Annotated in this window: 15 protein-coding genes; 14 read left to right on the top strand and 1 reads right to left on the bottom strand. The window is 67.7% G+C overall.

Annotation, left to right across the window (positions count from 1 at the left end):
* Positions 1-144 precede the first annotated feature (144 nt).
* From NGM07_RS05730 to NGM07_RS05705, 6 genes are all read left to right on the top strand, one after another.
* The gene (locus NGM07_RS05730; RefSeq protein WP_253518224.1) at positions 145-762 is read left to right on the top strand and encodes an NADPH-dependent FMN reductase; all 618 of its coding nucleotides are present in this window, start codon (positions 145-147) and stop codon (positions 760-762) included.
* A 438-nt stretch (positions 763-1,200) separates the two neighbouring features.
* Positions 1,201-1,785 carry a thymidine kinase gene (locus NGM07_RS05725; protein ID WP_253518222.1) on the top strand — a complete coding sequence of 195 codons (585 nt, stop codon included), beginning with the start codon at positions 1,201-1,203 and terminating at the stop codon, positions 1,783-1,785.
* A 7-nt stretch (positions 1,786-1,792) separates the two neighbouring features.
* Positions 1,793-2,413, top strand: a complete 621-nt coding sequence (locus tag NGM07_RS05720; protein WP_253518220.1) for a YIP1 family protein — start codon at positions 1,793-1,795, stop codon at positions 2,411-2,413.
* Between the two features lie 316 nt (positions 2,414-2,729).
* The gene (locus tag NGM07_RS05715) at positions 2,730-2,993 is read left to right on the top strand and encodes a hypothetical protein (protein WP_253518218.1); all 264 of its coding nucleotides are present in this window, start codon (positions 2,730-2,732) and stop codon (positions 2,991-2,993) included.
* Positions 2,994-3,081: 88 nt separating this feature from the next.
* Complete coding sequence (locus NGM07_RS05710) at positions 3,082-3,291, top strand: hypothetical protein (protein WP_253518215.1); 210 nt, start codon at positions 3,082-3,084, stop codon at positions 3,289-3,291.
* 238 nt (positions 3,292-3,529) lie between these two features.
* Positions 3,530-5,656: a DHH family phosphoesterase gene (locus NGM07_RS05705; protein WP_253518212.1), complete on the top strand. Its 2,127-nt coding sequence runs from the start codon at positions 3,530-3,532 to the stop codon at positions 5,654-5,656.
* Positions 5,657-5,754: 98 nt separating this feature from the next.
* On the opposite strand, the gene NGM07_RS05700 is transcribed toward NGM07_RS05705, so the two are convergent.
* Positions 5,755-7,050 carry an MFS transporter gene (locus NGM07_RS05700; protein WP_253518209.1) on the bottom strand — a complete coding sequence of 432 codons (1,296 nt, stop codon included), beginning with the start codon at positions 7,048-7,050 and terminating at the stop codon, positions 5,755-5,757.
* A gap of 146 nt (positions 7,051-7,196) precedes the next feature.
* On the opposite strand from NGM07_RS05700, the gene NGM07_RS05695 reads away from it, so the two are divergent.
* The 8 genes from NGM07_RS05695 to rqcH all read left to right on the top strand — a co-directional run bounded on the left by NGM07_RS05695 (position 7,197) and on the right by rqcH (position 17,993).
* On the top strand, positions 7,197-7,835 hold the full coding sequence (locus NGM07_RS05695) for a phosphoesterase (protein ID WP_253518206.1): 639 nt from the start codon (positions 7,197-7,199) through the stop codon (positions 7,833-7,835).
* A 341-nt stretch (positions 7,836-8,176) separates the two neighbouring features.
* On the top strand, positions 8,177-9,832 hold the full coding sequence (locus NGM07_RS05690) for a tRNA uridine(34) 5-carboxymethylaminomethyl modification radical SAM/GNAT enzyme Elp3 (protein WP_253518203.1): 1,656 nt from the start codon (positions 8,177-8,179) through the stop codon (positions 9,830-9,832).
* Between the two features lie 95 nt (positions 9,833-9,927).
* On the top strand, positions 9,928-10,158 hold the full coding sequence (locus NGM07_RS05685) for a hypothetical protein (protein WP_253518201.1): 231 nt from the start codon (positions 9,928-9,930) through the stop codon (positions 10,156-10,158).
* A gap of 196 nt (positions 10,159-10,354) precedes the next feature.
* Positions 10,355-10,711: a hypothetical protein gene (locus tag NGM07_RS05680; RefSeq protein ID WP_253518198.1), complete on the top strand. Its 357-nt coding sequence runs from the start codon at positions 10,355-10,357 to the stop codon at positions 10,709-10,711.
* Between the two features lie 316 nt (positions 10,712-11,027).
* Positions 11,028-12,734 carry a nitrite/sulfite reductase gene (locus NGM07_RS05675; protein ID WP_253518195.1) on the top strand — a complete coding sequence of 569 codons (1,707 nt, stop codon included), beginning with the start codon at positions 11,028-11,030 and terminating at the stop codon, positions 12,732-12,734.
* Entirely contained in the window at positions 12,727-14,364 is a 1,638-nt protein-coding gene (locus NGM07_RS05670; RefSeq protein ID WP_253518193.1) for a Coenzyme F420 hydrogenase/dehydrogenase, beta subunit C-terminal domain, read from the top strand. Before NGM07_RS05675 ends, NGM07_RS05670 begins: the two co-directional genes overlap by 8 nt.
* Positions 14,365-14,448: 84 nt before the next feature.
* The gene (locus tag NGM07_RS05665; RefSeq protein ID WP_253518190.1) at positions 14,449-15,318 is read left to right on the top strand and encodes an MBL fold metallo-hydrolase; all 870 of its coding nucleotides are present in this window, start codon (positions 14,449-14,451) and stop codon (positions 15,316-15,318) included.
* A 554-nt stretch (positions 15,319-15,872) separates the two neighbouring features.
* Entirely contained in the window at positions 15,873-17,993 is a 2,121-nt protein-coding gene (rqcH, locus tag NGM07_RS05660) for a ribosome rescue protein RqcH (RefSeq protein ID WP_253518188.1), read from the top strand.
* Positions 17,994-18,053 lie beyond the last annotated feature (60 nt).

Below are 18,053 nucleotides of genomic sequence, written 5' to 3'. Positions count from 1 at the left end.
GCCGCGTCGGTCGCTCCGGATTGGCCGCCCCGAGTTGGCCGGGCCGGGTCGGCCGCCCCGAGTCGGCCTCTCGCCGCGTCGCGGCGAGGGCCGACCGCTCGACCGGTCGAAGCTATATTTGCGGTTCGGACCCGACTAGGGCGTATGTCGAACCCATCACCGCTCGACGAATCGCGCTCGGGGCCGCCGCAGGTCGCGGCGGTATCCGGAAGCCTCCGCGACGAGAGCGTCACGCGGGCCGCGCTGGACCGCGCCCTGGAGGCCGTCGAGGCCGCGGGCGGCGACGCGGAACTGCTCGACCTCCGGGACTACGACCTGCCGGCGTTCGACCCCGACGTCGACGACGCTGAAGCGGGCGACGCGGCCGAGTTCACCCGCGAGATCCGCGAGGCCGACGCCGTCCTGCTCGGGACCCCGATGTACCACGGGTCGTACTCGTCGGTGCTGAAGACCGCGCTCGACTACTGCGGTTTCGACGAGTTCGAACACAAGACGGTCGGCCTGCTCGCGGTTTCGGGCGGCAACTTCCCCATCACGGCGCTCGAACACCTCCGGTCAGTCTGTCGCGCCCTCGACGCCTGGGTGCTCCCCCACCAGGCGGCGGTCCCGCGCTCGCACAGTTCGGTCCGGGACGGCCGGTTCACCGACGAGCGACTGGAGATGCGGGTGGCCGAACTCGGCACGGAGATCGTCGACTACGCCTACATCAAACCGTGTCCTCCGACGCCCGAGAGCGAGGAGAACGTCGGCGCGGTGGAGTAGCGCGTCGACGTACCCGAGGAGATGGCGCGGCCGGCGGTTCGCGGCCATCCCATAACGAAAGAGATAGTAAACGATTTTTCGGTCGAGACGGTTACCGTCTACCGAAGGGGTGAGCGACCGTGCCGGTAGTACCGCACTATCCATCGGACGAACCGCGAGACGACCGAGAGGCACCTAACTTCGACGAGATAGTCGAGAAGATACTGGACCGCGACGGGCCGTCGCCGACGGTGGCGTGAGGCGGTTTCGCGCTACTCGGCGTCGCGGCTAAACGGCCGCGACGCCGAGCCCGTCTCCCCGTTAGCGACACTGAAACCGTCGCCCCGTTAGCGACGATAGTACCGTCGCCCTGTCGGCGACGCCGAGTCCGTCGCCCTGTCGGCCATCCGGCCGCGCAAATCGGCAATCCTTTTGACCCTCGTGTGAGCGCCAACGGACATGCACAAGATAACCAACAGCGGGTGGGTCGAGGTCATCACCGGCTGTATGTTCTCGGGCAAGACCGAGGAACTCCTCCGGCGGCTTCGCCGGGCCGAGATCGCCGGCCAGGAGGTCGCGGTGTTCAAGCCCGCCCTCGACGACCGCTACGGCGAGGACACCGTCGGGTCGCACAACGGCCGCCAGTGGGAGGCGACGGTCGTCGACCCCGAGACGGGCGTCTGGGACATCCCCGATGTCCTGAACGGCGAGCAGGTCGTCGCCGTCGACGAGGCCAACTTCTTCACCGACGAACTGGTGGGCGTCTGCGAACACCTCGCCGACGACGACCGCCGGGTCATCGTCTCGGGCACCGACCAGACGTTCCGGGGCGAACCGTTCGAACCGGTGCCTCGGCTGGTGTCGCTCGCCGAGTACGTCGACAAGTACCAGGCCATCTGCGCGCAGTGCGGCGAACCCGCGACCCGCAACCAGCGACTCGTCGACGGCGAACCCGCCCACGCCGAGGACCCGACCATCGTGGTCGGCGCCGAGGAGTCCTACGAGGCGCGATGTCGGAACTGTCATACCCTCCGAACCGATTAGTCTAGCCGTGACGCAGTGGGTCGAGAACCCCACGGGCGGACGCGAGCGCGGCCCCGCCGGCCTCGCCCGCGCGTGGGCGGAAGTGCTGGTCAACCCCCGCCGGTTCTTCGAGCGCGGCGTCGCGCCCGGCGACCAGGCCCCCGGCCTGGTCTTCGCCGTGGTCGTCGTCCTGCTAGAGGAGGCCACGCGGTTCGCGCTGGTCGACGGTGCCGCGCCGACGCTCGGGACCCACCCGACGCTCGCGGCGGTGTTCGGACTCCTGCTGGCGGCGCTGTTCGTCGCCCCCGCGGTGCTCCACCTGACCGCCGCGGTCCAGACGCTCCTGCTGATGCCGTTCGTCCGCGAGCGCGCCGGCATCAGCGAGACGGTGCAGGTCATCGCTTACGCCACCGCCCCGTGCGTGTTCGCCGGAATCCCGAGTCCCTGGATTCGGGCCGCCTGCGCCGTCTACGGCGCGGTGCTGTTCCTCGGCGGCCTGCGAATCGTCCACGACACCTCCCCGATACGTGCGCTACTCGCCGGCGCGATTCCGGCCGCGCTGGTGTTCGGCTACGCCTTCCGCGGATTCGCGGCGCTCGCGACACTCGGGGCCGAATACGGACTCGAACTGCCGGCCGTGCTCGGCTGACTGTTTTTCTGGAAGCGCTCGGTGCGATTTTCCTCCGAAAGTACTCGGCGAACCTACTGGCAAGGTGGGACTGAAAGGGGCCGCCCGCTCGCGGCCGAAGGCCGTGGTCGTCTCAGCGACCCCTGTTCGGGGAGGGCCGTAGGCCCGACCCGGATATGTCGCTGAGCGACCGCGAGCGGTCGGGGGCTTTCGAGACGGTTGCAGTCACGCTGTTCCCGGCGGTACGAGGCAAGCGAACACGGCCAATCTCATTCGAAATCGCCCCGCACCCCCGAAGTCCCACCTATATTACCGTACCCCGCAAAGCTACCCCCGCATGCTCAATCTCATCGTCGAGGACTTCATGGTCGAACTCAAGGACGGCGCCATCAAGAACGTCGGTCCCGCGAACAAGACCGCCACAGCGAAACTGTTCGACGTCGAAACCGCCGAGGCCAGGGAGTTCGGCGACAAGCGCGTCAAAATCGTCTGCGAGGACGACGAAGGCAACGAGGTCCAGGTCGCGCTCTTTCCCGAGCAGGTCCGGGAGATCGCCGCCGACATCGAGGCGCTTGAGGACGACAGCCCCGTCTTCGAGTGACCGCTGTTCGGTTTCGAGCCGTTTCGACTCGGGATAGGTGACACCTACCGACTCAAGCTTGAAGGACCTCGGCGTCCCCCATTTCGGTATGGCAACGGAGCCGACGAAGGCCGACCACTACCGACACGACGACGGCACCGACGAAATCGTCTTCGCGGTCGAAGACGGCCGCGTGCTGACGACCCGGGAGTACTCCAGCGTCGAGGACTTCCGGCGGGCGGTCGCCGACGCCGAGTTCGTCGGCGAACACGAGGGCGTCGCGGACCTGCCGGGGGTCGAAGCCTACGAAGGGGATTAGTCGGCGGGCCGCGGCGAGCGGTCGGCGTACTCCCGCGAGCGGTCGGCGTACTCCCGCGAGCGGTCGGCGTACCCCCGCAAGCGGTCGGCGTACCCCCGCAAGCGGGAGACTGACGGTCGCCGGTCGTTCGCCCGTGACTGCCACCACAGGCGAACGTCCGACGCCCACCGCGGGCGATAGACCGACGCGCCAGTTTCGACAACAGTTTTAGGCCGGGGCTATTTCTCCCGCGTATAAGATGGGTTCGTGTATAATCTGCGGGACGCCTGCCGACGGGGCTATCTGTCAAAGCCACGAGCAGGACGTCCTCTTCGAGTTCACCGGCAATTCACCGAATCAACTCACATCCGGTCGATACTACCGCGGCACCGTCGACGGCTTCGCCGACTTCGGCGTCTTCGTCAACATCGGCGACCACGTGACGGGTCTGCTCCACGAGAGCGAACTCGACCGCCGCCTCGACAGTCTCGACTGGGACGAGGGCGACGAGGTGTTCGTCCAGGTGACCGACGTACAGAACAACGGCAACGTCGACCTCGGCTGGTCGATTCGCCAGTCCGAACGCGAGTTCCGCGGCAAACTCGTCGACGACCCCGAGCGCGGGGCCGTCCTCCCCGAGGAGACGGAGGAGGACGAAACTGACCGCACCAACGAGAACCAGCAGGACGAGAACCAGCAGGCCACGACCGACGGGGCCGGCGCCGGCGCAAGCGCCGGAGGCTCTCAGTCGACGCGGTCCCAGTCCTCGTCGTCTTCGTCGTCCTCGTCGTCTTCGTCGTCCTCGTCATCCTCGTCCTCGTCCGGGACCGAATCGGCGTCGGACGCCGACGCCGATTCGGACCGCGAACTGGAGCGCGTCCAGATCGAGACGCTCGGCGACCGCGTGGGCGAGGACGTCCGAATCGAGGGCGAAATCGTCGGCGCGCGCCAGACCAGCGGGCCGACCATCTTCGAGGTCCGCGACGAAACCGCGACCGTCGACTGTGCGGCGTTCGTGGAGGCGGGCGTTCGCGCCTACCCCGAGGCCGAGACGGGCGACTTCGTCCGCCTCGACGGTGAGGTCGAACTCCGCAACAACGAACTTCAGGTCGAAACCGAAGACCTGGAGAAACTCGACGGCGACGAGCGCGAAACCGTCGAACAGCGCCTCGAAGACGCGCTCCGCGCCGAGGCCCGTCCCGACGACGTCGACCTGCTGGCCGACCACGACGCCGTGAACGCGGTCCACGAGCAGATTCGCGACGCCGCCGAGGCCGTCCGGCGGGCAGTCATGGAGTCGCGCCCGGTCATCGTCCGCCACAACGCCACCGCAGACGGCTACGTCGCCGGCGCGGCCATCGAGCGCGCCGTCCTGCCGCTCGTGCGCGACGAGCACGCCAAGAGCGACGCCGAGTACCACTTCTTCGACCGCCGCCCGCTCGAAGACGGCCACTACGACATGGGCGACGCGACGAAGGACGCGACCCAGATGCTCGACAACCGCGAGCGCCACGACGAGAAGCTTCCGCTGTTCGTGGTCGTCGACGCCGGCAGCACCGCCGAATCCGAGGACGGCCTCGAACTGCTCGACATCTACGACGCGCCCCGCGTGGTCGTCGACCACCAGTACCCCGACGACGCGGCCGCCGACCTCGTCGACGTGGCGGTCAACCCCTTCCTCGCCGACGCCGACGGCACCGACGTCACGACCGGTGTCCTCGGTGCGAACCTCGCGGCCCACGTCAACCCCGACGTGCGCGAGGAACTGAGCCACCTGCCCGCGGTGAGTTACTGGGAGGACACCCCCGAGGCGTACACTGAACTCGCCGACGAGGAGGGTTACGACGCCGACCACACCACCGCGCTCCGCGAGGCGGTCGCGCTGGAGGCCTACTACCAGTCCTACGAGGACAAGCGCGAACTCATCACCGACCTCCTGTTCGAACACGAGAAGCGCGACCTCGCCGAACACGTCAGCGGCCAGTTCCGCGAGAAGCTCCAGACTGAACTCGACACGGTCGAGCCGAACCTCGCGATTCGGGGCACCGGCGACGTCTCGTTCACCGTGCTCGACGCCGACGCGTTCACCCACCGCTTCGACTTCCCGCCGACGACGCTGCTGCTCGACGAGATTCACCGCGAGAAGCTCGGCGCGAAGAACGCCCCCGGCGACTACCACGTCACGCTGGGCGCCGGCGAGGACGAACTCCACATCCGGAGCGACGAACCCCTCGACGTCCGCGAGGTCGCGGCCCAGGCCCGCGAGGACGCCCCCGAGGCGGGCATCGTCGCCCGCGGCACCCGCAACGGCACCATCGAGTTCCTGAGCGGCGAGCGCGACGACGTCCTTGACGCGGTCGTCGAGGCCATCGGCGATCAGCTGTAAGCGACTCGGTTTTCGTCGCCGTTCGCCTCTCCGTTCTTCCCGCGTTCTCTGCTCTTTCTGCTTTTCCGCTTTCTCCGTCGCGTTCCGAACCGCATCCGTCATCGACGCTCGGGAGCGTCGACGCCCGGCGAATCGCATTCGTTCGAACGCGATTCGCCGAGCAGTCTCCCACGCAGCCACAGGCCGACCGCGCCGACCAGCAACACCGCGCCGAGCGCCGAGAGCACCGCCGGGAGGGCGGCGGCCGCGACGGCGCCGGCCAGCAGTTTGAGCGGGGCGACCGCGACCGACCGGAGCATCGACACTGCGCTGAGCGTCGTCGCTCGGCCCCGCGACCGGACGCCGTCGTTGATTCGCTGGTCGGCCAGAGGCCGCGAGACGGCCCCGGCCGCCCGGAGGACGAAGAACAGCGCGAGCGCGAGCCACGGGACCGCGAGCACCGCGAGCAGTCCCGCGGCCGCGAGGAACGGGACGACCCCGAACCACCGGTCGACGCCGACCCGGTCGCGGACTCGCCCCGCGAGCGCCGCGGCGGCGGCCGACAGGAGCGTCAGGCCCGCGTAGAGGTAGCCCAGGTGCGCCGGGGCGACGCCGAGGACGTCGACGCTCACCGGCTGGACGAACAACAGCGCGGCCCCGACGACGCCCAGGAAGAGCGAGGTGTAGGCGACGAAGGTGCGCAGGCCGGATTGTGCGAGCGCGGTTCGGACGACCGTCACTGTCTCCGCTGGCGTCAGGCGCTCCGAGTCGTCGTCCGTCGCCGTCGGGGCATCCTCACGAGCGGGCACCGCGAGCAGGACCGCCCCGCCCGCCGCGAGCGCGGCCACGTCGAGCGCCCACGGCAGGAGGTGGCTGGCAGAGTAGGCCCACGCGCCCGCGACTGCCGCGGCGCTCTGGCCGGCCAGGCCGAGCGCCCTGGCGCGACCGTCGACGCGGGCGAAGTCGCCTTCCTCGTCGTCGTCGGCCAGCGCCTCGTAGAGCCACGCCGCGGAGGTCCCCGACGAGAAGGTCGCGCCGGCCGCCCGGAGGACCATCGCGGCCAGGAACGCCGGAAACGAGTGGGCGAGTGCGTAGCCGACCGCCCCGAGCGCGCTCAGCGCGTTGGACGCCAGCAGGCCGTTCCGCCGGCCGAGTCGGTCGGCGACGTAGCCCGTGGGGAACTCCAGGCCCAGCACCGCCAGCGTGTACGTCGCTTCGAGCAGGCCGAACTGCGCGAGCGAGAGTCCCCGCGACCGGAAGAAGACGACGTAGATGGGCATCGTGAATGCGAGCGACCGCGAGAGGACGTAGGCGTAGTAGGTCGCGACGGCGCGGGACGGGAGACGCGCTCGCCACGGAAGTCGCCCGCGAGAGGGGGGCCGGTCGTCGGACGGCGTGTCGGCGTCTCCGACCATGTGGTGTGACAATTGTCACACCGGAAGTTGAAGCTTCTTCGAGATGTTATCTCATCGCATACCGGGCGCGGCGTGTCCTCTTCGAGACGGTTCTCGACGAAATGGCCCCGGCCGTTTTCCCGCTCGGCGTCGTAGTCGGGGCCGTTATGGGCGTACTCGATACGGCGATGGAGTACTACCCGTACGTCTTCCACCCGATCATGGTGCTCGGCGTCGGAACGCTCGTCCTCGTCCACCACGAGTGGGCGCGCCAGGACGCCGACCGCTCGGCGCTCTGGCGGCGGGTCGCGGGCTTTCTCGGGGCGGGTCTACTCTCGCTGGCCCCGACGCTGGCGTACGTCCTCGTCACGGGGAAGGGCGTCTTCCAGGTCACGAAGGGCAACGCTTGGCAGACCGACGCGCTGGTCGCCGGCGGCGTCTTCGTCGCCGCCGGCGCGTCGTGGCTCCTCTGGCGATACTTCGACTGGGGGCGACTCGTCCCCGGGTGGATGGAGGCGCTCGCGCTGGTGTCCCTGCCCTACCTGGCGCTCTCGCCGGTCTGGAACGTCTCGGGTCACGTCACCATCGCGCTGATGCCGACGCTCTACCTGACGCTCGTCGACCGGAAGTTCTGGCCCACGCTGGCGATTCCGGTGGTGATGGTCCCGAACCGCATTTACCTCGACGCCCACACCTGGGCGCAGGTGCTGGGTGCGTTCGCCATCACGACGGTGCTGGTCGTCGGCGCCTACTGGTACCAGACGGGCGGCAGTTTGCGCTCGGCGCCGGAGTCAGCGCTTTCGTGAACGCTTAACCGCGGAATCGTCTCGTAAATCTACACTAACCACCGGAGACGCCCTGCCGAACAACCGACAGGTGGGACTGAAAGGGGCCGCCTGCTCCGCGAACCCCGGCGAAGTAAGCACTGGAAGGAGCGAACGCAGTGAGCGACTGAAGCGCGCAGCGAGCCGCGGGAGCGGAGCAGGCGGGGGCTTTCGAAGCGGTCACTGCGGTCACCGTCGGGTCGATGCAGACGTAGAACGTCCCACCTTGGCTGTCTGGTTCACCGGCCATTCACCTCCACCCAGAACTAGAATGCACCCGTAGACGACACCCTTATCCACCCCAACCAACCAAATAGCACGTAATGAGTACCGAGACGCCGGACGCCACCGAAACCGAGGCGTTCGAGCGCGTCTGCGAGGAGCTCGTCGAGCGCATCCTCGCGGGCGACGTGGAGCGCGACGACCTCGAAAGCGAGAAGCTCGACGTCTGCTCGGAGTTCTCCTCGCCGAAGGTTCCCAAGAATTCCGAGTTGCTGGACCACGCGCCAGAGGAGCGCCGCGAGGACCTCCAGGAGGTGCTCCAGCGCAAGCCCGTCCGGACGGCGTCGGGCGTCTCGCCGGTCGCCATCATGACCAGCCCGCACCAGTGTCCCCACGGCAAGTGCCTCTACTGTCCGGGCGGTCCCGGCTCGGAGTTCTCCTCCTCCCAGAGCTACACCGGCCACGAACCCGCCGCCGCGCGCGGGGTACAGAACGACTACGACCCCTACGGCCAGGTCACCCTGCGGCTCCACCAGCTTCGGGAGATCGGCCACCCCGTCGACAAGGTCGAACTCATCCTGATGGGCGGGACGATGACCGCCCGGAGCCACGACTACCAGGAGTGGTTCGTCAAGCGCGCGCTCGAAGCGATGAACGACTACGACGTGGACGCCGAACCCCAACCCGCGGAGGGCGAGAGCTTCGCCCAAGAGTTCGACGAGTACGAGTTCCGGTATCTCGAAGACGTCATCGCCGAGAACGAGACGGGCGACATCCGCAACATCGGGACGACGTTCGAAACCAAGCCCGACTGGTGCGACCCCGAGCAGATAGACCGGATGCTCGATCTGGGCGGGACAAAGGTCGAGGTGGGCGTCCAGACCACCTACGAGCGCATCAACCGGGAGATGCACCGGGGCCACGGCGCCCAGGCGTCCATCGACGCCAACCGACGCCTGCGCGACGCGGCGTTCAAGGTCGGCTTCCACATGATGCCCGGCCAGCCCGGCATGACCAAGGAGATGTGCATCGAGGACTTCCGCCGGCTGTTTGAGGACGAGAAGTGGAAGCCCGACTACCTCAAGATCTACCCGACGCTCGTGGTGCGGGGCACCGCGACCTACGACTGGTGGCACCGCGACGAGTACCAGCCCCTCAGAAACGAGGAGGCCGCCGAACTCGTCGCCGAGATCAAGTCGATGATCCCGAAGTACACCCGACTCCAGCGCGTCCAGCGCGACATCCCCGCCGACTTCATCGACGCGGGCGTCTGGAAGTCGAACCTCCGCCAACTCGCCCGCCAGAAGATGGACGAGCACGGCTGGACCTGCGACTGCATCCGGTGCCGGGAAGTCGGAATGAACGACGAGGACCCCGAGAACGTCGAACTCGACGTGCTGACCTACGAGGCCGCTGGCGGCACCGAACACTTCATCAGCTACGAGGACCCCGACAAGGACCTCCTGGTCGGGTTCTGCCGACTGCGCTTCCCCGGCGCCCCCGTCCGGCGGGAGCTCGAAAACGCCGCGCTGGTCCGGGAACTCCACGTTTACGGCCCGATGGTGGAAGTCGGCGGCGAGTCCCACGACTGGCAGCACAAGGGCTACGGCAAGAAGCTCCTCCGGAAGGCCGAGGCGATGGCGGCCGACGCCGGGTACGAGAAGGTCAGCGTCATCTCGGGCATCGGCGCCCGGGAGTACTACCGGACCAAACTGGGCTACCACCAGGACGGCCCGTACGTCAGCAAGCGGTTGTAGCGACCGGCGCCGAACCGCAGTCGGCGAGTCGAACGAAGCCCTCCTCGGCGCGAGGGAACACTTATGTTACGTAGGTGTAGGGTTCGTAGCATACCATGGACTGGGGCTTCTTCGTCGTCAGTCTCGGACTCGTCGCCGTCTCCGCAGCGGGCGTGCTGTATCCGTACGAGACGACGCGATTCTTCCTCCGGACGCGGGCCAGTACCGCGTACCCCCACAACAAACAGCTCGAACCCTCGCCGAAGGCGGTCCGCGACAGTCGAGTGTTCGCCGCAATCGGACTCGCTTTGAGTCTTCTCGCCTTGGCGATGTCGGTTGCCGCGTGATCGTGACGACCGAATTACTCGGACGCACTCGATTACATCGGTCCTCGACGGACGAATCACGCACCACCGAGAAGCGACAGGAGTCGCGGCTGCCGGCGCGACACAAAGTCACGCCAAGATGCGGAGCCGTGGTCGCGCCGGCGACACCGCGAGAACGGCCACTCGGGTGAAGTGTGTCGACCCCGTATCACCGTCCATGACCGCCTCTTCGGAGCCATCGCTCGCCGAGGTGACGTTCGACGAACTCGAAAGCGTCGACCAGTACGAAGCGACGTTCACCGGCGCGCTCGACGACCAGGAGCTGACCCTGACCTACACCGTCGAGAGCGCCATCGGAGCCGACGACCAGACGGTCTACACGCCAGGCGACGCGGAACTCGACCACATCGTGGTCCAGCCGGATACCTACGAGTTCGAAACCGACGACCGCGAAACCGTGCGGTTCACCGCCACCGACGACGACGGCGAGGACCTCTTCGTGGTCTACGTGTTTGCGGAAGCCGAAGACGCCGACGAGAACGCGGTCGGTCTGAGCGTCGACTCGGAATCCTGAGCGTCGAATCCAAATCCGAACTACCGAACCGGTCGCGCCGCCGCGGGCCGCGAGCGGCGCGACCGGTCGGCCCCGTCCGTCGAGAGTCGAGGCGAAGCTTTCCGGAACCTCAGACGGCCATCGTTCGGGGGTCATCCCCGTCACCGACTCCCGTTCGGGGCCGACGCCGATACCGGAATTGTTTGCCGGTATTCGCGTCCACCGCCAGTTTTCGCCGTAATGCGATGGTAGTAGTTCGCGTCTCCCCTTCGTGACGAACGACCGTGGCCACTGATAACGAACCGCACTCGGCGTTCGAACCGGAGGTCCGCTCCCGATGAACACCGTCGAGGAGTACAAACAGGAGAAACACCCGCTGGACGTGCTCGACGACGTCGAGCGGTACGCCGAGGAAGGGCTGTCGTTCGACGAGATAGAGGCGCGAGCGGGCGACGGCGAGTGGGAGCGCCTGAAGTGGGCGGGCCTGTACGCCCACGGCACCCACCGGGGGTACTTCATGCTCAGGACCAAGGTGCCCGGCGGGCGACTCACACCCGAACAGGCCGAGGTCGTCGGCGAGGTGGCCGAGGAGTTCGCCACCGCGCCCGAGGAGTACGGCGGGGCCGAACAGAACGAACTCTGGGGCGACGCCTACCTCGACATCACGACCAGACAGGACGTCCAGATGCACTGGATCGAGATCAAGGACGTCCCCGAGATCTGGGACCGATACGACGAAGTGGGGCTGACGACCGTGCAGGGCTGTGGCGACTCGGCCCGGAACGTGCTGGGCTGTCCCGCGGCCGGGCTCACAGACCACGAGTGCTTCGACGCCCAGCCGGTAGTGGACGCTATCTCGGAGTTCTTCACGGGCAACCGCGAGTACGCCAACCTCCCGCGGAAGTTCAAGCTGACCGTCACCGGCTGTCGCGAGGACTGCGCCCAGTCCCAGATCAACGACGTGGGGCTGACACCCGCGAGAAAGCGAATCGACGGCGAGTGGTACTACGGCTTCCACGCCCGGGTCGGCGGCGGCCTCTCGGACGGCCCGCGGATGGCCTCCCGACTCGACGCGTTCGTCCCGCCCGAGGACGCCGTCGAGTTCTGCCGGGCGGTCGCCCAGACGTTCAAGGAACTGGGCGACCGGAACAACCGCGGGGTCTGTCGGATGCGCTATCTCGTCGAGCAGTTGGGTCCCGAGACGTTCGAGGAGGCGGTGCGGGACCGGTATACGGTCGACCTCCCGTCGGCCGGCGAGGACTGCACCGAGGGGTACACCGGCGACCACGTCGGCGTCCGCGAGCAGAAGCAGGACGGCCTTCGATACGTCGGCTTCAACGTGGTCGCGGGCCGCATCGGCGGCGACGAGTTCGCGGCGGCCGCCCGGGCCGCCGGGGAGTACGGCACCGAGGAGGCGTCGGTCCGACTCGCGACCGACCAGAACTTCCTGGTCACCCACGTCCCCGAGGAACGCGTCGACGATTTGCTCGCCGAACCCTTCGCCGCCGACTACCAGCCGAATCCCGGACCGTTCTCGCGCGGTGCGGTCGGCTGTACCGGCAGCGAGTTCTGCAACTACGGCATCATCGAGACCAAGAAACGAGTCAAGCGGTGGGCGCGAGAACTCGACGCCCGAATCGACACCCCCGACGACCTCGACGTGGTCCGGATGCACATGTCGGGCTGTTCGGCCTCGTGCGCCCAGCCACAGATAGCCGACATCGGATTCCGCGGCGAAACCGTGAAGGTCGAGGACTCGCCGGACAGCACGAACGACGAGGGCGACGCGGTGGTCGAGGGGATGGACTTCGGTCTCGGCGGGAGCCTCGGAACCGACAACGCCTTCCTCAACTGGGTCGAGACGGCGGTTCCGGCGGACGCCGTGATTCCGGCGCTCGAAGCGCTGTTCGCGGCTTACGCCGACGAGCGCGCCGACGGCGAGCGCTTCTACGAGTGGACTCGCCGGGTCGGCAACGACCGCCTGCGGTCGGTGATGCGGCGGGCCGACGCCCCCGTCTCGAAGGGGGTGGCGACCGATGACTGACGAGCGCGAGGACGGCCGGCCGGACGACCCGTTGCCGGGCGTTCCGGACGCCGACGACAGGGGTGACGAGCGGACGGTCCCCCGCGCGGACGGTGTCCGGACCCACCGACCCGCGACCGAGCACGGGACGATTCCGGGCGACCGCATCGGACCGACCGACGAGTCGCGGCCCTACGCGACCGGCGCGAGTGGCGACGTCGGTGAGGAGACGGAACCGGTCGCCGACGGCGTCTCCGGGAGCGAAGCGACCGGAGGCTCGTCGGAGTTCGCCTCTGACGGTGGGACGACCCCGGCCAACGTTGACGCCGACGGTAATCTCGCCGACCTGGAGTTCACCGAACCTGCGGCCGACGCGAGCCAGGACCTCTCGGACGGCCCGCCCAACGAGCGCGTGAACGTCCCGGAGGGGGTCGACCTGGAGACGCCGGGCTACTCGATTCGGCGCGAGATGAACGACATCGAGACGCCCGACGAGAAGACGTGGTTCATGGAACTCGACGAGGCGGTCATCGACGAGGGTCGTTGCATCCAGTGCGGCACGTGCGTGGCGGCCTGCCCGTCGGACTCCATCGGCATCGGCGACGACGACCTGCCGGAACTGGTGAAGATGTGCACCGGCTGTTCGCTCTGCTGGGACTTCTGCCCGCGGGGCGGCCTCCGCTACGAGCGCCAGTGGAAGATAACCGGCGGCGAGGAGAACGTGAAGGGCGCGGGCGACCCCATCACGGAGTTCTCGGCGCGGGTGACCGAGGAGTGGCGTGAGAACGCCCAGGACGGCGGCGTCGTCACGTCGGTGCTGAGCCACCTGCTGGAGGCGGGGAAGATAGACGGCGCGCTAATCGCCACCGAGAGCGACGACGAGCCCTGGAAGGCCGAGAGCTTCCTCGCGACCACGCGGGAGGAACTGATAGAGAACGCCGGGAGCTTCTACAACCAGACGATGGCGCTGGGCAACCTCGACCTCTCGCGGTGGGAGCACAAACTCCCCGGGAAGGACCCCGAGGACCTCAGCCTCGCGCTCGTGGGGACGCCCTGCGAAATCGAGGGGATACGGGCCTTACAGGACTTCGAGTGGGAGTACGGCTCCCAGAACGCGATGGTTCGGGCGGTCGAGTACACCGTCGCGCTGATGTGCACCAAGAACTTCAACTACCACCGGCTCGTCGGCGAGCAACTCGAAGCGAAGCGGGGTATCTCCCCCGAAGAGATCGGGAAACTCGACGTGCTCGACGGCGAGATGCGGGTGTACGACCGCGACGGCGAGCGAATCCTGGCCGAGGACATCGAGGCGTTCCACGGCGCCGCGCTGAAGGGTTGCGACGAGTGCGCCGACTTCACCGGCTACTGCGCCGACCTCACGGTCGGTTCGGTGGGGTCGTCCGACGAGTATTCGTCGGTCATCGTCCGCACCGAAACCGGACTGGAGGCGTGGGAACTCGCGGAACCCGACCTCGACTACCACGACCTCGAGGACCGGGGCGCGGTCGGCGGCCTGCAGAGCTGGGACAAGAAACGGGCGTTCGAGTCGCTCGAACGACCGTTCGACCCGGACGCCCCGCGGTTCATCGACTACGCCGACCACGCCGAGAACTACGGCACCGAACCGAACCCCCACGAGGCCGACCACTGACAGCCGACCGCTCAGGCGGCCGCCCCGACGGGCCGCCGGGTCGCCTGCCGCAGAGTCTTTGGGTCGCGCGCCGGTAGTTCGTCCATGAATCTCACGCTCCTCGGGTCGGGCGGCGACTCCCAGACGCCGATGCCGACCTGCGACTGCCGGGTCTGCGAACCCGCGAGACGGGAGGGGTCGCCCCACGCGAGGCTCGGCAACTCCACCTACGTCCAGGAGGCGAACGCGGTGGTGGACGCGCCCGAGAGCATCTGGGCGATGCTGAACCGCGAAGAGGTAATGGACGTCGAGTACATCTTCCTCTCGCACCACCACATCGACCACGTCGGCGGCCTGCGGGTCGTCCAGGCCATCGGGCGACCGCAGTACCCCATCGAGAACTGGGACAACGAGGACCCCGCGACGGTGGTGATGAGCGAGACGACCTACGACCGCCTGGCCGACTCCCTCGACCTCGAAGCCCAATACGACGACCTGGGATACGCCGAGTTCGAACTGCTGGACGACGGCGAGTCGATGGACCTCGGCGGCGGCATCGAAGTGACGGCCGTCGGCGCGCCGATGGACCCCGGGGATTCGGAGGACGCCGCGATGGGCTACCTGTTCGAGGAGGACGACGAATCGGCGCTGATATTCCCCGACGAGACGACGTTTCTCGACCTCGACAAGGTTCCCCGCGACCTCGACCTCTGGGTCAGGGAGTGTGGCTTCTTCCGGGAAACCGGCGACGGCGAACCTATCATGACCGACGAACTCTGGGCCGAGGAGCGCGAACACCAGACCACCTTCGACCAGACGATAGAGCAGGTCCGGACCGTGAAGCCGGACCGGACGGTGCTGACCGAGATCGAGGAGATATATCGGCGACGCCCAGACGAGTACGAGGAACTGGAGTCGCGGTACGAGGACCTGAATCTCGAGTTCGGCTACGACGGGATGGAGCTAGAGGTGTGAAGGACGAATCTCGTCGTTACGTCGACTGGTGACCGCACCGCAAAATCAAGGAAGCTAGCTACTCCCGGTACAAATGAGGGCCGCAACCACACCCTCCCCAGCCGATTCGCTCACTTCGTTCGCTCATCCCTCGCACGAGAAATCGCGGCCACTCAGTGGCCGCGATTCCCGCGCGCCGCGCCGACCGTGGAGATGCGCGATACCGGCTAAAAGACGTGGCGCGCGGCGTCGCAGGCGAAGCCTGCGTCGCTCGCGCGAGGGACGACCGAACGAGCGCCGAAGGTGCGAGTGAGGGAGTCGGCTGGGGAGGAAGTGGTGCGGTTTCTCATAGGAGTCGGGAGTAGCTAGCTAGCTTCCCGTTTCCTTTCGTCCCGTTTTCGTACGTGCTCGCTCCATCTCTCCGTCCGTCATTTTCCGTCCTGTCTCCGTTCGTGCCGTCTTTCGAGTACGGACTTTCCGTCATCTCCCTGAACACCTCTACTCGGTTCTACACCGACGTCCTCACAACACGTCGTAACGATAGGCCTTTCCGGTGTAACGAGCAATCACGGGGTATGGACCAGAAGCGGGAACTGTCGAGCATCGACCTCGCCGCGGTCGTCGCGGAGCTGGGGGCCTACGAGGGGTCGAAACTCGACAAGGCGTACCTCTACGGCGACGACCTCCTGCGGTTCAAGATGCGCGACTTCGACCGCGGGCGGGTCGAACTCCTGATCGAGGTGGGCGACGACAAGCGGGCCCACGTCTCGGCGCCCGAGAACGTCCCCGACGCGCCGGGCCGGCCGCCGAACTTCGCGATGATGCTCCGCAATCGCCTGTCGGGCGCCGACTTCGCGGGCGTCGAGCAGTACGGCTTCGACCGCATCCTCATGTTCCGCTTCGAGCGCGGCGACGAGGACACCACCATCGTCGCCGAACTGTTCGGCCAGGGCAACGTCGCGGTGCTCGACGAGGACAACATCGTCGTCGACAGCCTCGACACCGTTCGGCTGAAGTCCCGGACCGTCGCGCCGGGCAGTCAGTACGAGTTCCCCGACGAGCGGGTCAACCCCTTCGAGGTGGACTACGAGTCGTTCGTCGCCGAGATGGAGCGGTCGGACACGGACATCGTGCGGACGCTCGCCACCCAACTCAACTTCGGCGGCCTCTACGCCGAGGAGGTCTGCACCCGAGCGGGCGTCGAGAAGGCCACCGACATCGACGACGCCACCGACGACGACTACCGGGCGGTCTTCGACGCCATCGAGCGCCTGGCCGAACCGCTCCGGACCGGCCAGTTCGACCCGCGGGTCTACCGCGAGGACGACCGCCTGGTCGACGTGACGCCGTTCGCGCTGGAGGAGTACGCCGACCTCGACGCCGAAGCGTTCGACACGTTCAACGCCGCGGTCGACTTCTACTACGCGAACGTCGACCTGACGGGCGACGACGAGCCGGCCGACGCCGGCGCGGGGAGCCAGCGCCCCGACTTCGAGGCCGAGATCGAGAAGCAAAAGCGAATCATCGAACAGCAGGAGGGCGCCATCGAGGGCTTCGAGCAGGAGGCCGAGGCGGTCCGCGAGCAGGCCGAACTGCTCTACGGCCACTACGGCCTGGCCGACGAGATTCTCACCACCGTCCGGAACGCGCTGGACGAGGGCCGGTCGTGGGACGATATCGAGGCGACGTTCGCCGAGGGGGCCGAGCGGGGCATCGACGCCGCCGAGGCCGTCCAGGGCGTGAACGGCCGGGAGGGGACCATCACGGTCGAAATCGACGGGACAAACGTCGAACTCGACGCCTCGACCGGCGTCGAGAAGAACGCCGACCGCCTCTACACCGAGGCCAAGCGCATCGAGGAGAAGAAGGAGGGCGCGCTCGCGGCCATCGAAGACACCCGCGAGGACCTCGAAGAGGTCGAGCGCCGACGCGACGAGTGGGAGGCCGAACCCGACGAGGGTGCCGACGGCGAGGAGGGCGAGGCGGAAGCCGAGGACGAGGAGACCGACTGGCTGTCGGCGCCGTCGATTCCGATTCGGAAGAACGAGCAGTGGTACGAGCGGTTCCGGTGGTTCCGCACGAGCGACGGCTTCCTGGTCATCGGCGGCCGGAACGCCGACCAGAACGAGGAACTCGTCCAGAAGTACATGGACGGCAACGACCTGTTCTTCCACGCTCAGGCCCACGGCGGGCCCGTCACTATCCTCAAGACCTCCGACCCGAGCGAACCCTCCCGCGACGTCGACGTGCCCGAGGAGAGCAAGCAGCAGGCGGCGCAGTTCGCCGTCTCCTACTCGTCGGTCTGGAAGGACAGTCGGTTCGCCGGCGACGCCTACATGGTCACGCCCGACCAGGTGAGCAAGACGCCCGAGAGCGGCGAGTACCTGGAGAAGGGCGGGTTCGCCATCCGGGGCGACCGCACCTACTTCCGGGACGTGCCGGTCGGCGTCGCGGTCGGCATCGCCTGCGAACCGCACACCCGCGTCCTCGGCGGGCCGCCCGAGGCCGTCGTCCCGCAGGTCGAAACCCACGTCGAGGTCGAACCCGGTCGGTACGCCCAGGGCGACGTCGCGAAGCGCGTCTACCGGGTGTTCCGCGAGCGGTTCGCCGACACCTCCTTCGTCCGGAAGGTCGCCAGCCCGGACCTCATCCAGGAGTTCCTCCCGCCCGGCGGAAGTCGGATGAAAGACGAGTAAGACGGCGGAATTGTCACCCGAGGGACGCCGCGCTCGTCCCCCGATATACCTCTCCACGCG

The organism is Halorussus vallis (genome assembly GCF_024138165.1).
In the GTDB taxonomy this organism is placed as follows: Archaea; Halobacteriota; Halobacteria; order Halobacteriales; family Haladaptataceae; genus Halorussus; species Halorussus vallis.
Note: the sequence above shows the minus strand (reverse complement) of the source record. Positions and strands in the feature narration are given on the sequence as shown.

Coding starts and splice junctions, on each gene's coding strand:
- NGM07_RS05670 (WP_253518193.1), top strand. CDS start 12,727: ATGACTGACGAGCGCGAGGACGGCCGGCCGGACGACCCGTTGCCGGGC.
- NGM07_RS05705 (WP_253518212.1), top strand. CDS start 3,530: ATGGGTTCGTGTATAATCTGCGGGACGCCTGCCGACGGGGCTATCTGT.
- NGM07_RS05730 (WP_253518224.1), top strand. CDS start 145: ATGTCGAACCCATCACCGCTCGACGAATCGCGCTCGGGGCCGCCGCAG.
- NGM07_RS05665 (WP_253518190.1), top strand. CDS start 14,449: ATGAATCTCACGCTCCTCGGGTCGGGCGGCGACTCCCAGACGCCGATG.
- NGM07_RS05690 (WP_253518203.1), top strand. CDS start 8,177: ATGAGTACCGAGACGCCGGACGCCACCGAAACCGAGGCGTTCGAGCGC.
- NGM07_RS05675 (WP_253518195.1), top strand. CDS start 11,028: ATGAACACCGTCGAGGAGTACAAACAGGAGAAACACCCGCTGGACGTG.
- NGM07_RS05700 (WP_253518209.1), bottom strand. CDS start 7,050: ATGGTCGGAGACGCCGACACGCCGTCCGACGACCGGCCCCCCTCTCGC.
- NGM07_RS05710 (WP_253518215.1), top strand. CDS start 3,082: ATGGCAACGGAGCCGACGAAGGCCGACCACTACCGACACGACGACGGC.
- rqcH (WP_253518188.1), top strand. CDS start 15,873: ATGGACCAGAAGCGGGAACTGTCGAGCATCGACCTCGCCGCGGTCGTC.
- NGM07_RS05685 (WP_253518201.1), top strand. CDS start 9,928: ATGGACTGGGGCTTCTTCGTCGTCAGTCTCGGACTCGTCGCCGTCTCC.
- NGM07_RS05725 (WP_253518222.1), top strand. CDS start 1,201: ATGCACAAGATAACCAACAGCGGGTGGGTCGAGGTCATCACCGGCTGT.
- NGM07_RS05680 (WP_253518198.1), top strand. CDS start 10,355: ATGACCGCCTCTTCGGAGCCATCGCTCGCCGAGGTGACGTTCGACGAA.
- NGM07_RS05695 (WP_253518206.1), top strand. CDS start 7,197: ATGGGCGTACTCGATACGGCGATGGAGTACTACCCGTACGTCTTCCAC.
- NGM07_RS05715 (WP_253518218.1), top strand. CDS start 2,730: ATGCTCAATCTCATCGTCGAGGACTTCATGGTCGAACTCAAGGACGGC.